This window comes from Rhizobium sp. BK112 (assembly GCF_014193215.1).
Lineage (GTDB): Bacteria > Pseudomonadota > Alphaproteobacteria > Rhizobiales > Rhizobiaceae > Rhizobium > Rhizobium anhuiense.
Window position 1 is genome coordinate 486746 of record NZ_JACHYZ010000002.1, and the last position, 14710, is coordinate 501455.

At 62.4% G+C, this 14710-nt stretch carries 23 protein-coding genes; 21 read left to right on the forward strand and 2 right to left on the reverse strand.

Annotated features, from left to right (window positions below; all coding sequences use genetic code 11):
• The first annotated feature begins 22 nt into the window (after positions 1-22).
• Genes FHT75_RS07630 through FHT75_RS07685 form a run of 12 tightly spaced genes read left to right on the forward strand, consistent with a single transcriptional unit; the run spans position 23 to position 7287 of the window.
• Positions 23-514, forward strand: a complete 492-nt coding sequence (locus FHT75_RS07630; protein ID WP_183851458.1) for a phage regulatory CII family protein — start codon at positions 23-25, stop codon at positions 512-514.
• Positions 514-1365 (forward strand): DUF6551 family protein, encoded by an 852-nt coding sequence (locus FHT75_RS07635; protein ID WP_246713308.1) that lies wholly within the window; start codon positions 514-516, stop codon positions 1363-1365. Before FHT75_RS07630 ends, FHT75_RS07635 begins: the two co-directional genes overlap by 1 nt.
• Positions 1358-1756, forward strand: a complete 399-nt coding sequence (locus FHT75_RS07640) for a helix-turn-helix domain-containing protein (protein ID WP_183851459.1) — start codon at positions 1358-1360, stop codon at positions 1754-1756. Before FHT75_RS07635 ends, FHT75_RS07640 begins: the two co-directional genes overlap by 8 nt.
• Positions 1749-2096 carry a helix-turn-helix domain-containing protein gene (locus tag FHT75_RS07645; protein WP_183851460.1) on the forward strand — a complete coding sequence of 116 codons (348 nt, stop codon included), beginning with the start codon at positions 1749-1751 and terminating at the stop codon, positions 2094-2096. The genes FHT75_RS07640 and FHT75_RS07645 overlap by 8 nt, the downstream gene beginning before the upstream one ends.
• On the forward strand, positions 2093-2362 hold the full coding sequence (locus FHT75_RS07650; RefSeq protein WP_312865767.1) for a hypothetical protein: 270 nt from the start codon (positions 2093-2095) through the stop codon (positions 2360-2362). The genes FHT75_RS07645 and FHT75_RS07650 overlap by 4 nt, the downstream gene beginning before the upstream one ends.
• Positions 2362-3921, forward strand: coding sequence for a hypothetical protein (locus tag FHT75_RS07655; RefSeq protein WP_246713309.1), 1560 nt, complete (start codon positions 2362-2364; stop codon positions 3919-3921). Before FHT75_RS07650 ends, FHT75_RS07655 begins: the two co-directional genes overlap by 1 nt.
• Complete coding sequence (locus tag FHT75_RS07660) at positions 3918-4199, forward strand: hypothetical protein (protein ID WP_183851461.1); 282 nt, start codon at positions 3918-3920, stop codon at positions 4197-4199. Before FHT75_RS07655 ends, FHT75_RS07660 begins: the two co-directional genes overlap by 4 nt.
• Positions 4196-4507: a hypothetical protein gene (locus FHT75_RS07665; RefSeq protein WP_183851462.1), complete on the forward strand. Its 312-nt coding sequence runs from the start codon at positions 4196-4198 to the stop codon at positions 4505-4507. The genes FHT75_RS07660 and FHT75_RS07665 overlap by 4 nt, the downstream gene beginning before the upstream one ends.
• Positions 4497-4760, forward strand: coding sequence for a hypothetical protein (locus FHT75_RS07670; protein WP_028757454.1), 264 nt, complete (start codon positions 4497-4499; stop codon positions 4758-4760). Before FHT75_RS07665 ends, FHT75_RS07670 begins: the two co-directional genes overlap by 11 nt.
• Positions 4761-4796: 36 nt before the next feature.
• On the forward strand, positions 4797-4988 hold the full coding sequence (locus tag FHT75_RS07675) for a hypothetical protein (protein ID WP_183851463.1): 192 nt from the start codon (positions 4797-4799) through the stop codon (positions 4986-4988).
• Positions 4985-5284: a hypothetical protein gene (locus FHT75_RS07680; protein ID WP_183851464.1), complete on the forward strand. Its 300-nt coding sequence runs from the start codon at positions 4985-4987 to the stop codon at positions 5282-5284. The genes FHT75_RS07675 and FHT75_RS07680 overlap by 4 nt, the downstream gene beginning before the upstream one ends.
• Positions 5281-7287: a DNA cytosine methyltransferase gene (locus tag FHT75_RS07685; RefSeq protein ID WP_183851465.1), complete on the forward strand. Its 2007-nt coding sequence runs from the start codon at positions 5281-5283 to the stop codon at positions 7285-7287. The genes FHT75_RS07680 and FHT75_RS07685 overlap by 4 nt, the downstream gene beginning before the upstream one ends.
• Positions 7288-7298: 11 nt before the next feature.
• Here the strand turns inward: FHT75_RS07685 and FHT75_RS07690 are convergent, their stop codons facing one another.
• Together FHT75_RS07690 and FHT75_RS07695 are read right to left on the reverse strand one after the other, a co-directional pair.
• Positions 7299-7724 (reverse strand): type II toxin-antitoxin system HicB family antitoxin, encoded by a 426-nt coding sequence (locus FHT75_RS07690; RefSeq protein WP_183851466.1) that lies wholly within the window; start codon positions 7722-7724, stop codon positions 7299-7301.
• A gap of 74 nt (positions 7725-7798) precedes the next feature.
• A complete protein-coding gene (locus FHT75_RS07695; RefSeq protein WP_183851467.1) occupies positions 7799-7996 on the reverse strand; it encodes a hypothetical protein in 198 nt (65 codons plus the stop codon).
• A gap of 93 nt (positions 7997-8089) precedes the next feature.
• On the opposite strand from FHT75_RS07695, the gene FHT75_RS07700 reads away from it, so the two are divergent.
• The 9 genes from FHT75_RS07700 (at position 8090) to FHT75_RS07740 (ending at position 14702) form a co-directional block, all read left to right on the forward strand.
• Positions 8090-8578 (forward strand): hypothetical protein, encoded by a 489-nt coding sequence (locus FHT75_RS07700; RefSeq protein ID WP_183851468.1) that lies wholly within the window; start codon positions 8090-8092, stop codon positions 8576-8578.
• Entirely contained in the window at positions 8575-9828 is a 1254-nt protein-coding gene (locus FHT75_RS07705) for a helix-turn-helix domain-containing protein (RefSeq protein ID WP_183851469.1), read from the forward strand. The genes FHT75_RS07700 and FHT75_RS07705 overlap by 4 nt, the downstream gene beginning before the upstream one ends.
• Positions 9812-10495: a transcription termination/antitermination protein NusG gene (locus FHT75_RS07710; protein ID WP_183851470.1), complete on the forward strand. Its 684-nt coding sequence runs from the start codon at positions 9812-9814 to the stop codon at positions 10493-10495. The genes FHT75_RS07705 and FHT75_RS07710 overlap by 17 nt, the downstream gene beginning before the upstream one ends.
• Positions 10496-10831: 336 nt before the next feature.
• Complete coding sequence (locus FHT75_RS07715) at positions 10832-11149, forward strand: HNH endonuclease (RefSeq protein WP_246713310.1); 318 nt, start codon at positions 10832-10834, stop codon at positions 11147-11149.
• A 25-nt stretch (positions 11150-11174) separates the two neighbouring features.
• Positions 11175-11498, forward strand: coding sequence for a hypothetical protein (locus FHT75_RS07720; RefSeq protein ID WP_183851472.1), 324 nt, complete (start codon positions 11175-11177; stop codon positions 11496-11498).
• 221 nt (positions 11499-11719) lie between these two features.
• A complete protein-coding gene (locus FHT75_RS07725; RefSeq protein WP_183851473.1) occupies positions 11720-12229 on the forward strand; it encodes a hypothetical protein in 510 nt (169 codons plus the stop codon).
• Between the two features lie 66 nt (positions 12230-12295).
• Complete coding sequence (locus tag FHT75_RS07730; protein ID WP_183851474.1) at positions 12296-12553, forward strand: hypothetical protein; 258 nt, start codon at positions 12296-12298, stop codon at positions 12551-12553.
• Between the two features lie 106 nt (positions 12554-12659).
• The gene (locus tag FHT75_RS07735; protein ID WP_183851475.1) at positions 12660-12863 is read left to right on the forward strand and encodes a hypothetical protein; all 204 of its coding nucleotides are present in this window, start codon (positions 12660-12662) and stop codon (positions 12861-12863) included.
• Between the two features lie 42 nt (positions 12864-12905).
• The gene (locus FHT75_RS07740; protein ID WP_183851476.1) at positions 12906-14702 is read left to right on the forward strand and encodes a terminase large subunit; all 1797 of its coding nucleotides are present in this window, start codon (positions 12906-12908) and stop codon (positions 14700-14702) included.
• Positions 14703-14710: the final 8 nt, after the last annotated feature.

Consider the following 14710-nt stretch of genomic DNA (forward strand, 5'->3'; position numbering starts at 1 on the left):
CCGGCGCGGGAAAGGATTTGTCATGTCTTCTGATGCATGGTTTCACCGGATCAAATCCGCACAGCGGGACTTGATCAAGCTGGTCGGCGGCATCGAGCGCGCCGCCGAGATTTCTTCCGTTTCTCCCAGCCATATCGGCCGCATGAACAATGCCCGCGACATCGACATGATGCCGCTGTCGGTGGTCTACGCGCTGGAAAGCGAGTGCGGCGTTCCAGTCGTCACGCAGGCGATGGCGGAACTCTCCGGCCGCCGGCTTTCCGATCCCGAGGCCGAGCAAAAGGCCAATATCGGCGTGCTCGCCTCCTATTCCGAAGTTCTGCAGAAAGCGGCGGCGCTGATGGCGACGGGAGCCGCTGCCATGGCCGACGGCAAAATTACGCCGGCCGAGGCGCATGCGATGGACCGCGAGGCCAACGAGCTGGAGCGCGAAATGTCCAGCTTCCGCCAGGCGCTCGCCGTGATCAAGGCCGCCGGTGGCGGCAGGGCCGACCTGAAAGTGGTGGGGGAGTGATGGACGGAGCCTCATTGCCTGCAACGGCCAATATCTCCGCGCGGCCAGTCGCCGCGCTCGACTTTCCGGATCTGCCCCGCGCGGGAATTCCCGACTGGATGCCCGAGGTTCGCCTCGCCGATCCGGCCTCCCTCGTCGTCGACGAGGGATATCAGCGCGGCCTCTCCGATCGGTCGATACGGCTGATCCGCAAGATCGTCGCCGAATGGAGCTGGCTCGCCTTCAAGCCGCCGATCGTCGTCGACGTCGGCGGCATTCTGCATGTGATCGACGGCCAGCATACCGCGATCGGCGCGGTGACTCACGGCGGAATACCGGTGATCCCGGTTCTTGTCGTTCGGGCCGAGGCGCTGGCGCAGCGGGCCTCGGCCTTCGTCCGTCACAACCGAGACCGGATCCAGGTGACGGCGACGCAGCTGCATGCCGCCCTTGTCGCCGCCGGCGACGAAGACGCGCTGACCATGGCGCAGGTCTGCGACCGGGCCGGCGTCAAGCTCCTGAAGAACCCGCCGCCCATGGCCCGCTTCAAGCCGGGGGAGTGCATGGCAGTGACCACGATCCAGGCGGTGATCTCCCGCCGGCATGCCAAAGGCGCACGCGAGGTGCTGGAAACCTGCGTCAAGGGCGGGGCAGCCCCCGTCGGCGCGGTGCTGATCCGGGCGGTCGAGCATCTGATGTTCGACAAGGAATATAAGGGTCAGATCGAGCCCGAGCGCATCTCCGCGCTGATCTCCGCCATGCCCGACCAGATCGAAAGCGAAGCCAAGCGCTTTGCCGCCGAGCGCAAGGTGCCGCTGTGGCGCGCCATGGCCTCCGTGCTCTTCATGAACCGGAGGAAGGCGCGTGTCTGACGACCTGGTTGGCATTTTGCGGGAAGGGAACGCGACGCTTCGGGAGCGCGTCCGGCAGCTGGAAACGCTGCTGGTGCCTGATGACGTCGTGGTTCCCGCGGAATGGCAGCTGGCCAATGCTGAGCGACGGATCTTCTCGGCGCTCACGCGGCGCGACGTCGTCACCAAGGAAACGCTCTATCAGGCGCTCTACAGCGACCGGCTCGACCTCGACAAGGAACCGGATTGCAACGCCGTCGAGAGCCACGTCAGCAAGCTGCGCAAGAAGGTGCGGCCGTTCGGCGTCGTGATCATCAGCAAGCGTTTCACCGGCTACAGCCTGATGAACCGGCAGAAATACACCCATACCCCCCCCGTGACCGAAGCGAAGGCGGCGGTGCGGCATGGATGAGCTCGTCGACCTGCAGCGCGACCGCATCGCCTTCCTCGAAGAGCGAATCCGCCAGCTTGAGGAGGCGCTGATGCCTTCGAGCGTGAGCGCGCCGATCGAGTATCAGTTGACGGCGCAGGAGGCGCGCGTCTTCGCGCATCTCGCCAGCCGCGATTTCGGCACGAAGCAATCGATCATGATGGCGCTCTACAGCGACCGGGCCGAAGAGCCGGAGATCAAGATCGTCGACGTCTTCGTCTGCAAGCTACGCAAGAAACTTTCCCGCTTCGGCGTCCGCATCGAAACGATCTGGGGGCAGGGCTATCGGCTCGCCCGGCAGCCAAACGAGGTGGCGGCGTGAAGAGACGGTCTCAAGAGTCCCAGCAGGCCAGCGTTCATGTCATCGATCCTCCGATCGGGCCTGACGGCCGGCAGCTGCTCTACCGGGCAGCGCAGTTTTCCCGGCGGCATGGCCGCGCCTATCCGCTCGCGCTGGAGAGTGACCGCCGGGGAGCGGTGAAAGCTGTCGACGGCGGCTATGTCGAGCGCCTGGCCGACGATCCGCATTTCGTGACGCTAACCGATAAGGGCCGCGGCTATCTCGCCGCGCTGATGAGGGCCGAGTGATGGAGCGCGGGTTTGACGATACGCGCGTGACGATCACCGCCGGCGGCAAGTCGGTGGAGACGACGGTCGGCGTGCTGGAAGCGATCGGGAACGGGCGCGCAATCGATGTTCCGGCGCCGGCCCGCGCTGACGCCTCCAATCTTGCCGCCACGATCGACCGCGCCCGCTCGCTCTTCAGTGAGGGCGATTACCAAAATGCGCTGTGGCTTTCCGAGGCAGTTTACGATCAGGCGAAGGCGGCGGCGAGCTATGCCAAGCGCATGAAGCTTAGCGACGAACTGATCGGCAAGGCGCGCCGCATGCAGGGTGACGCCCTGCTGATCGAGACGCGGGCGAAGATGGCGCTGGCCGATCAGTTCGACGAGGCGCAGAAGGCTGGCGTGGTGGCCGCGCCCGGGCGCCCGAAAAAGGTTTCGGACGAAAACCTTTTTCGGCTTGAGGATGTCGGCCTTTCCAAGGGACAGGTTCACGAAGCGCGCAAGCTGCGCGACGCCGAGACGAAAGAGCCGGGGCTGGTCGAACGGGCGATCGCGGCGCGCATCCAGGCGGGGCTAGAGCCTAGCCGTGCGAACCTCCGCGCGGCCGTCGGAACGGCCTCGGCCAACAAGGAAGAACGCGGCGACAATTTTTACCAGACGCCCGTCGTTGCCACGCGCACGCTGCTCGCCTTCGAAAGCTTCTCGGGCACGATCTGGGAGCCGTCGTGCGGCCTCGGCGCCATTTCGGCGGTGCTCGAGGCGGAAGGCTATGACGTCATCCTCTCCGATCTCGTCGACCGCAACACGGTCACGGCGCATGGCGAGCTGCAGGCGGTAGGCGACTTTCTCGCCAGCCAGCCGGAGGCGCCGGGCGAGGGGCCGGATATCGTCACCAATCCGCCTTATGGCGAGGTGTTGAACGATTACGTGGCGCATGCACTGCGAGCGCACAAGCCGCGCAAGATGGCGCTGCTACTCAACTGGAATTTCTTCTGCGGCTTCGATGACGACGACCGCAATTTCGCAATGGATGATAACCCGCCGGCCCGCGTCTACGTGTTTAAACGTCGCCTGCCGATGATGCATCGCGAGGGCTACGAGGGGCCGAAGGCGTCCAGTCGGATGAATACCGCCTGGTTCGTCTGGGAGCGGCAGGAGGACGGCAGCTACGGCGACACGACCGTCGTCAAGCGCGTCGACTGGAAGGAATTCGAGGATGCGGATGCGCTGGAGCCCGGCGAGGGCGGCAATGCCAGCGGCGTGCACTTCGACGAGTTCAAGCGGGAGACGCCGCGGAAGACGCTCGACGAGCGCGTCGAGGAAGAATTCGTCCGTGCCTTCGAATGGATGAAGGATCTGGAGCCCTTCGACGTGGTGAAGTTCCGCCAGGGTGTCGGGCTTCGCCAGAGCGTCGCCGCGGCGCTGATCGATGCGCTCGCGGCCAATGGGCTGATCGAGCCGACCAGTGACGGGCAGTGGCTGCCGACCGGCAAGGGCATGAACATGATTGCGACAGTCGGCGCGGTCGAGGCGACGAAGAAGCTCAGGGCCGGTGCGCCGCTTGCGGAGGTGCTGGGATGAGCAACGCCTCAGATCAATTCGATGAAGCTATGGTCGCGTATGTCCGTGCGCTGGCCAAACTGCCGCATACGAATGGTGACGATTCTGTGGAGGCCGCGGTCAAGGCTGCGCCGAAGAATCATCCTGTCCATAGGATGTCGCTGCGCAGCTATCGCTGCAATGGCTGCAAGAGGCTCGGCGTTCTTGCTGACGTCATGCTGGATATCGGAACCGGCGGCGCTGAATGCCCCGTCTGCTTCAGTGATGATCTCCACCTTGTTCAGGAGGGCGTCGCTTGAGCGATCATCATCAACTGCCGACGACCGATTTCTCACCGCTCATGCTCAAGCAGTTCATCGCCCTGCGGGTGGCGATGATGGTGCGGCTCGATTTCCCGTCGCAGCCGCGCAATGGCGAGAAAGCGGCGCTGGCGAATCTGCGCAAGCGTTCGGGTCTGACGCGCGAAGAGTTTGATCTCGCCTGCAAGGGGAAGCTGAAGACCGGCGCTACGCGGGCGAAGATCTGGGCCGCGCTTTGGATCGATCCGGCAAGCCTCGGCATCCTGCTCACCGACGATGGCGGACAGGAGGGCGGCAATGCGGGCTGAATTCGATAGCAGCGCCTTCGCGCGCGATGTCAAGCGTTGGCTGGAGCGCAAGGGCTGCTCCTACCGGGCGGCGGCTGCGGAACATCCGCTGCTGAACCTGCCGATGCTGTCGCGGGCAGTGCATGAGCGCAAGCTTTCGGTCGTCAATGTGCTTGTGCTTTGCCGCGTCGTCGGGCTCGACCCGATGAATTACCTGAATATGGCAACGGAAAACGCAGCGAAATCAAACTGTTTCAGCAATCGGCAAACGTGAAACGTTTGTCGCGAGGGCATGCCTATGGGGGCGACATTGGAATTTAGCAACTGGATCGTGCCGCTACTGGTGACGGTCGTGGTCTTCGGCCTGGCCGCAGGCTCGCTCCGGACGCGCGCGCCGGAATATGCGCGGCTGGCGAACCGCATCGTCAATCTGCTTCTCCTTGCGCTGGCGGCAATCGCCTCACTGGCCGTCTGGCTCGCCTGGGCACTGGTGGCGCGATGAGCGGGCTCCTGCCGATCGTCGAGCAACTGATGGACGCGGCGAGCGATGCAGCGTGCGCCGATTGGCTGCTGCGTTGCCCATACGGCGTGCTCCATCGCGAGCAGGTGCCGATCCGCGCCATCCTCCAGGGCAATCGCTTCCAGGCGGGCGTCGCCTATCTCGACGCCCTGCTGTCCATGACCAACGCAACGCGGCTGGCCGACGGCCAGTTGCCGCAAACGATCGTGCTGGCGGTCCACATCGCCGCGGGAAATCTCAAACTGGCGGCGCTGGCGGGCGCCGAGGGGGCAATATGAATTCGATCTCAATGCCGAGGAGCTTCGGGCTCGACAACCGCATGACCGTTGTTCTTTTCGCTGGCATGGGCGGCGGCTGCGACGGGCTGGAGGATGCGGGATTCCATGTTCATCTCGCCGTCAACCACGATCCGCTGGCGATCGCCATGCATGAGAAGCGGCACCCGCATACGAAGCACCTGCGCTGCGACGTGTTCGAGGTTGACCCGAAAGCGGCGACGCGCGGTCGCGGCGTCCGCATCCTGCATGCCTCGCCGGACTGCACGCATTTTTCCGTCGCCAAGGGCTCCAAGCCCGTCAGCAAGCGGCGGCGTTCGCTGGCGTGGGTGATCCCGCGTTGGGCAGGGCAGGTGCGGCCCGAGGTGATCACCATGGAGAACGTCCAGGAGATCAAGACCTGGGGGCCGCTGATCTGCAAGCGCGATCCGAAGACGGGCAGGGCGCTGCGCCTCGACGGATCGGTCGCCGCCAAGGGCGAGCGGATCCCGGTGCACGAGCAGTGGCTGATCCCCGACCCCAAGCACAAGGGCCGGATCTGGCGCGCCTGGCTGCAGCATATGCTCGGCCTCGGCTACAGCTTCGAGCATCGCGTTCTGATCTGCGCTGACTACGGGATTCCGACAATCCGCAAACGCTTCTTCGGCGTGGCGCGCGCCGACGGCGGGCCGATCTATTGGCCGGAGCGGACGCATGCGCCGCGCGACAAGGCGAAGGCGATGGGGCTCAAGCCATGGGTTGGCGCGGATACGATCATCGACTGGTCGCTTCCGGTTAAATCCATTTTCGACCGCAAGAAGCCGCTGGCGCCGGCGACGCTGAGGCGGATCGCGCGGGGCGTCATGCGCTATGTCGTCAACGCGAAAAAGCCGTTCATCGTGCCGATCACGCATGCCGGCGGCGACCGCGTGCATGCGATCGACGAGCCGTTGCGGACGCTGACAACGGCGCATCGTGGCGAGCTGTCGTTGATCGTGCCCTCCATTGCCGGCGTCGGCGGCAGGATGGGGCAGTCGGTCGAGCGCTCGGTCGAGGAGCCGATGCAGACGGTGACCACAAAGCCAGATTCCGTGCTGGTATCGGCGCATCTGACGAAGTTCCGCCAGGGCTCGGCCGGCGCGGACCTGGAAGAGCCTTTGCCGACCTATACGGCGAACAATTTCCATAAGCGGCCGGGCGGCGCGCCGCCGCTCGGCGTCGCCTCGGTGCACATGTCGACGATGCGCAATTCGCAGAAGCCCTTCGGCGCCGCCGACGAGCCGTTGCATACGGTGACCGCCGGCGGCGCGGGTATTTCGCTCGTCGCGGCCACGATGGTGCAAACGGGATATGGAGAGAGGGAAGGCCAAGCCCCGCGATCACTCGACATCGAAGAACCACTCGGGACGGTGGTGGCCGGAGGCTCGAAGGTTGCGCTCGTCGCGGCTCTTCTGGCGCAACACAACAATGACGCCAGACGGGATGGCGGCGTTCATCCCGGCCGGGATATCGAGGAGCCGCTGGCGACGCTGACTGTCAACCCGCAACAGGGTGTCGTCGCTGCTGCCCTCGGCCGACTGCGCGGCAATGACAAGGACGGGCAGGGTGTCGACCATCCTCTCCCGACGCAGACCTGCGGCGGCGGTCATGAAATGCTGATTCTTCCGTTCCTGCAAACCTACTACGGCTCTGGCGAGAATAGCCACGATGTCCGCGACCCCCTTCACACGCTCACCGTCAACGACCGCCACGGGCTGGTGACGGTCGAGGTCAACGGCCAGACCATGGTCATCACCGACATCTGCATGCGCATGCTCGACCCTCTGGAAGGCGCTGCGGCGCATGGCTTCGACCCCAAGAGCTTCGACCACGTGATCGAATACGTCGACGAGCGCGGCAAGCTGGTGAAGCGCAAGCCGACAAAGACCCAGCTTGGACACCTCGTCGGCAACAGTGTTCCCAAGAAAATGATCAGGCTGCTCGCCGAGTGCAACGGGCGCTACGAATTCGTCGAGGCGGCAGAATGATGCCTTTCCGTCTAGGCCGCCTCCAGCCCGATCACCAGGCGCTTGCCCATGGCGGCAAGAGCGCTTACCAGCAACGGCAGCTTCGTGATGACGTCAGGATCCAGCAGGCGGCGCGCCTCCTTCTCGTCCTTGCCTATGCGGCGGGCAAGCTCGCTGCGCGAAATCCCGGCCTCGCGGAACGTCTCGATGACGGCGATCTTCATGGCGATCTCCGGCTCCGGCGAGATCATCGTTCCAGCCGTCGCCGGCTCCGGAAGCGGGCGTCCCATCTCCAGGTATGTCAGCAGGGCGACGCCGAGTGCATCGGCCGCCATGGCGCGGGCGTCGGCCATATCGTCGCCCTCGGTAATCGCCTCCGGCACGTCGGCGAAGGTCACAGTAAAGCCGCCTTCTTTTTCGGTCGGCTCGAAGGTTGCCGCGTAAGCGTAAGTCTTCATGGTTCGGTCTCCTATGCGGCCACAATCGGCCTTGTTCGACATGGGCAAGCGGTCTCGCCACGAAGGTCCGGGGCTCAGATGAGCCGCAGACCCTTTCTTATCTTCGCTGCCGTCTTCGGGTCTATCTCCCGGCTCGGGAGGGTCGTGAAGCGGTCCCCTAACCAGACCGTCGCATGCCCGCCCTTGCCCTTCGATTTGCTGACCCGGAAGGAAAGGCCTCGCTCTTTTGCTTCCTCTCTGAGTTCAGCGATGAAGCGATCCCGCTTGTCCATGTCTGTCTCCGTTTCAATGAACACATATTCGGATATTTTTGTCCGAACGTCAAGCGAATTCGGATATTTTTATCCGAATTGTGAGGTGCTGCTATGACCGCGCAACCGTTCCTCTTTGGCGAGGGGTGGATCGAGGTGCGCGACGGGAATGACACCGCGCGCGCGATCTTCGACCGCCACTACAGCCGCTACCTTTATGCGGACGGGCGAAAGCCGAAGTTGTTTGTCGGGCCAGGCGAGAAGATGGTGCTTCTCTCTGCCGACGCCCACGCGATCTGCGTCTGGCGCCGCTTCATCAGCGGTGATGGACAGGAGGGGGTCAATTGCGCCGTGTTCCGTCGTGAGGCTGGGGACGTCGCCAGCGCCATGCTGGGCAAAGCCTGTGATCTCGCGTGGCTACGATGGCCACGGGCGCGCCTGTATACCTATGTCGATCCTTTCGGCGTGCAGCCCACGTTCAGGGCGGGCCGCCCGACCTGGGGTCATTGCTTCTATCAAGACGGATGGGTGTTTGAGGGACTGACGAAGAAGCGGCTTCACATTCTCGCCCGCTATCCCGATTTGGGAGGTGGTGCTCCATGAGTAGCCCTCGATTCTCCATCATTCCCGCGTGGATCGTCACCGATGGCCGCCTGAAGGGCAGCGATCTGCGCGTCTTATGCCTGCTCGGCACCTATACCAACAAGGAAGGCTGGTGCCGGCGCAGCCAGGTGAAGATGGCCGAGCAACTCGGCTGTGGCCGCTCGACGGTGCAGGATTCGCTAAATCGGCTTTCGGAAATAGGCGCTGTCGAAAAGCAGAAGGTGGCGAGCGCCGACGGTCGAGACAGCGCGCATTGGTACCGCGTCGTGCTCGATCGGGCGGTCACCAGCAATGCATTTGCCGCATGGGACGGCGAAGATGAAGAGGAATTCGGTCCTATCGATGTCGAGAAAACCGGCACCCCCCCTGCCGGTATACCGGCACCCCCTGCCGGTCCTAGGGCGGCACCCCCTGCCGGTCCAGAACCGGCACCTATTAACGACAGTAATTTAACTCCCCCTGTTGAACGAAGTGAGAGAGACGCCGCGCTTGGCGGGGAAGAGGAAGAAAATCCCAAAGCGCTGGAGCGGAGGTTCAGGCGGTGGTGGGCCACATGGCCGACATACGCCGTGGACACGGAAACGACGGCCCGCCGCGCCTGGCTGGACCTGACGGCAGAGCAGCGCCGGGCATGCGAGGAGCGGACGGCTGACTACCTCGCCACCGTGAAGGCCTCGGGCCGCAAGTTCTCCAAGGCGGCGGCGACCTATCTCAGCGAACGAGCCTGGGAGCGGCTGGGAGAGAAGGATGCGCAGCATTCCGGCCAGTCGCCGGAGCCGTACACGGCCTATTCCAGGGCAGGGCGCGGCCTGTTGCTCGCCGAGCTGCTGCGCCCGATGCGACAGCTGCAGCTCAACAAAGTCGAGGAAACCATCATCGAGGCCAGCCCGGAAAAGAGCGGCATGATCTGGCGCGACAAGCGGGAAAAGCAGGGATGGCCGGAAGCCGTGAAGCTGATCGAGACGACAGTCCAGCGCCGGCGCTTCCACGTGCCGCAGCGCCTCGTCGAGCTTTCGAAGGATTTCGACAAGGTGAAGGTCGGAAGCGATGTCTGGGAGGCGTGGCGGCGTCTGCACTTCCGTCGGTTCTGGCCGTGGCTGCCAGCGCCGGACGGACTGGAATGGATGCAGTTCCCCCGCATCGCCGCCCATGGCGAGAGCGAGGCGGATCTCGACGATGCAGTCGAGCGGGCATTGGAAGAATTTGCAGGCAGGTTGAACGAGGGCAGGGGCGATGACGATGCAGCATAGGAAAGGTGATTTCAGCGCCAACATGATCGTCATGAGCGCCGAAGCTTGGTCAAGGCGGGACAAGGCTGCAGGCGCGAACCGTCTGCGAATCGATCACCTGAATATGGCCTCGCGTGGTGCAGTCGAGCGGCTTGCTCAGGACACATCAGCGCCAAAGCCTGGATGGTTTTGCCTTCGCGTGATGACCGGCCGCGAAAAGGCGGTTGAAAAGTGGTTGAATGCTGGTGATGTGGAATCACTAGTTGTGATGACTAATGAATGCAAAGTCGTCAGGCGTGGACGCGTCAAGATCGTCCCGCCAAGGCCCGTCATTAGCGGTTATGTCCTTGTTTTCTGCTCACCTATCCCGGCTGCGATGATGGGGCTGCTTCACGTTAATGAGGTGATTGATGTCGTCGGTGGGGCCATACGACCATATCGGGCTGATGACAAATCCATCATGAGATTCAAGGCGATGGCGAGCGAAGGCAAGTACGACGCCAACGTTCGGAAGGCGCATGCCTTCATGTTGGAAGAGAACGTCCGTGTCGCTGATGGGCCATTCGCTAGCTTCCCCGGAACGATCACGGAAATCGATGACGATCATCATCGTGTGAAGGTCGATGTGATGATTTTCGGGCGACTAACTCCGGTCGATCTGGATATTGACCAGATCGAAAAGATATGAGCATGAATCCCGCCGTGGACGATCCTAGATCCCAGCGTGGGCTTTGAGTCGGTGGCGTGATCACCGGCAAACGGGGCGAAAGCTTCGGAGCTGCTTACCGGTAGGACCCCACTCTGACAGCCTCCTGATGAGGCGCGCCGAGTCAGGGTCAGTGCTACTGCTTTGGAACAGTGACAGGCGACCTTCGGGTCGCCTTTGTCGTCTCTAGAGTATGCGCATTGCACATCGCCTGTTGAGACTATCGGCCATCGTTCTGGGCATCTTTGCCTGGATAGTGGTCGCCTCGGCTCCTCTCTGCGTTCTCGCTCTCGGGCTCCACTGATCATGAAAATGAAGATGGCAGCATCGACCCTGATAGCGATGGACACGCGGAGCGTGCGGCCGCCTGAAAAGAAAGCCGATGCCTTTTATCTGACGCCGGAGTGGCGCGCGCTGATGGCGATGATCATCAAGGAGCGCGGACGGATCTGCGAAGATCCCCATTGCGACGGCCGAACGCACAAGAAGGGCATGCGCGTCTTCGGCGATCACATCGTCGAACTGAAGGATGGCGGCGCCCATCTCGACCCCAAGAACGTGATGCTCCGATGCGGGGCGTCCCACACCCGAAAGACGGCGGCAGCTCGCGCGAAGCGGCTCGCCGAGCGGTTCTAGTCCTCAGACAAAATCGAGAACCTTGATGGCCATTGGCATTGCATTCGTTCAGCCGAGCGGCAACATCGCCAAAGTCAGGGTGGATGTAACCTTCTTGGCTGAGTTTATCGGTCTGGCGAAGCTCGCTTGCCTCCATATCGTGGGTAGCTGCGATAGCGACGATGGGCGCACGGTCGGCTTGCTCGTCCAAGGAGAGATAGTGCCGGCGGCGTCCGACTGTGTAGTCGAGATCAGCCGAACGATCACCGGTTCGGTCAGTGGGAACCCCGGCGCCTCGGTCTCGATCGTGCTCAAGCCCCTGCCGACGGGGGCACCGCGCGGCGACGTGGTCGCGAGGGCCGAGGGGTAGGGGGTTTAAAACTCCATGGCTCCACTAGGGGGCTAACCGCATGGGTCTCACTTGCATCTTTTTTTTCTGGCCGGCGAGTTTTTCCCATCGGTCGACTGAGGATCAAGCGAAACGCGCGATATCGGCTCTGGTGACAATAGAGAATTCAACGGCTTAGCTGCTCGTCGTGGTGCGAGAAGGCCGAAATTGACCGAGTTTTTCCCATTTCACTTGAACGGGACATGGAACAGGATCTTGACCTCTTCGGGAACCCATATGAGCGAGGTCGCAGCGAAGGCCGGCCTTCGCACGTCCCGTCGGAGGAGAGCATCATCAATGTGATGGTGCTTGTGGCTGCTGGGCAGACGAACAAGGAAGTGGCCGGAACCTTAGGTCTCGACGTCAAGACATTGCGCAAGCACTACGATCACCTGCTCAAGCAACGCAACGTCATGCTGGCACGGTTGAGGACGAAATTGCGCACTGCGCAGATCCAGCAGGGCCTGGCAGGCAGCGCCGCGGCTCTCTCTGGAGCGCTGAAGATGCTGGATGCCGTCAGCGCCGAGAAGGCCAGTCGGGAACTGCAGAGCCGGGCGGCGAACAAGCCGGCGCCGAAGGGCTATGTCTCCAAGAAGGAGCAGAGGCTCGACAATGCCAGGGCGATCGGTGGGGGCGGCCGGTATGCCGTTCCCGTTGGGCCGCGGCTCATAGCCAACAATGGCCAGTCGGTTGCGAGCGGCGAAGAGGTCTAGCGTGATCCGGCCCGGCGGTTTCCGGGCTAACCACCGAACATTGTTTTCACCCAGAAAGGAAAAAGCATGGCTTACCGCAGTCTGACCTTTGCGACCATCGGTTCGGTGATCGCCAACTTCGTCTCGCCTGTATTCATCACCCTCTACAGCGCTCTGGAAGCGTTTTTCCGGGCGGTGATGCTCGTCGCTGCTCCCTACGCCTGGCGTTCGGCGCACGAGATCGGTGTCGCCGCATTCCGCAAGATCGCCGACCTGAAGCCGGTTTATCGCGAGAGCTATGACACGCACGGCCTCAGCCTCGGTCATCGATGGCGCGCCTGCTGACCAATAGAGGAGGCGGGGCGTACAGCGGCCCGCCTCCATTCGATGTTCATTTCTGCTTCCTCGATCGAGGGCGAAGAAATCAACATGCTCAAGAAGGAGACCGACAATGGATAACCGTCAACAGGCGGCCTTCACAAAGGCATCCAGCCCGTATCCTGGCTACATCAACGTGACCCGAGAGGGTGATGATGTGACCGTCACCGTTCGTGGTGACGCTCGGGACAACGGCGATTGCGGCCCTCTCGCCACGCTGAAGCTGACGTGGCAGGAATGGCTGACGTTCTTCGACACGGTGAAATACCAGCTTTAGGAGAAGGCGAGATGCACTTCATCCGGGCCAGCCGGTAGGGTTATGCGGTTTTCGACAGCATGTCCCGACTGGGAGCGCCGGATCGTTGCGGGTGAAAGCCTGATCCCGATCCCTCCGCTCTTCCCCGAAGAGGCCGCGGCCGCGCTCGAGGTGTTCAAGTCGTTGCAGGTCTGCGATATGCCGCAGGTTTTCGACCGCAAGACCGGCCTCTATCGACATCCGACCTTCGGCGAGGTCTGCGATGAGTTCGTCTTCGATTTCGTCGAGGCTGTTTTCGGGGCTTACGATCCGGATTCCGCGCACCGGTTGATCGAAGAGTTCTTCCTGCTGATCAGCAAGAAGAACGGCAAGTCGACGATCGTCGCCGGCATCATGGTGACGGCTCTGATCCGGAACTGGCGACCGCACCAAGAGCTGGCCGTCCTGGCGCCGACGCGCGAAGTTGCCGAGAACTCCTTCGGACCAGCTGCTGCGATGATCCGCGCTGACCCTGATCTGTCGGTGCTGCTTCACATTCAGGACAATGTGAAGAGCATCACGCATACGGTCACCAGGGCGATCCTGAAGATTGTCTCGGCCGATTCAGGAACTGCCGCGGGCAAGAAAGCGGCATTCGTCCTTGTAGATGAGCTGTGGCTGTTCGGTAAAAAGGCGAGCGCTGCGGCAATGCTCCAGGAGGCGACTGGCGGCCTGATCTCGCGCCCGGAAGGGTTCGTGATCTACATCTCGACCCAGTCGGACGAGCCGCCCGCCGGCGTGTTCAAGCAGAAACTGGATTACTTTCGCGATGTTCGCGACGGGAAGATCAGCGATCCGCAGAGCATGGCAGTGCTCTATGAATTCCCGGACTCGATGATCGCTAACGAGGCATATCTCGATCCAGACAACTGGCACATCACCAACCCCAATATGGGACGATCGGTGCGCCGCGATTGGCTTGAGCGAAAACTGCTCGCCGTTCGATCGGGTGCGGATGAGGAAGGGGACACGGTTCAGAGCTTCCTTGCAAAGCATCTGAACATCGAGATCGGCATGAGGCTGCGCGCGAACCGTTGGTCCGGCGCCAATTACTGGGCGAGCTCAGTCGACGAGGAACTCGCTGCGCTCCCGCCATTCGAAGCATTGCACCGATTGCTCGATCGCTGCGAAGTGGTTGTCGTTTCGGCTGATGGCGGCGGTCTTGATGACCTTTTCGGATTGACGATCGTCGGGCGTGAGCCCGAAGAGTTCGAAATCAAGGTCAAGGTAAACGGTCGCGAGACGACGGTCTGGATGAAGCGGTGGTTGAGTTGGTCGCACGCCTGGTGTCACAGGGACGTGCTCAAGCAACGCAAGAAAATCGCGCCCATCCTGCTGGATTTCGAGAAGGCCGGCCATTTGACAATTATCGACACTGCCCTCGAGGACATCGCGGCGATCGTCGATATCATCAAGACGATCAAGGATATGGATCTTCTCAACTGTGTTGCCGTCGACCCCGCCGTCATCGGTGATCTTGTCGACGCGCTGGCGACGCCGGAGATCGATATCACGCAGGATAATGGCCTGCTAATCGGCGTGTCGCAGGGCTATGCGCTAATGAACGCGATCAAGACCGCCGAGCGCCGCCTGTCCAACGGCATGTTGCTACATGCGGGCGGTCCACTGATGAGCTGGTGCGTGTCGAACCTGAAGATCGAGCCGACGGCCACGGCGATCCGCGCGACGAAACAGACGGCCGGGGACGCGAAAATTGACCCCGTCATGGCTCTCTTCGACGCGGTGACCATCATGGTGAAAAATCCGGAAGCGAAGAGCGCGGCCTCGATCTACGAAACGCAGGATCTTTTGATTGTCTAAGGGGAAAC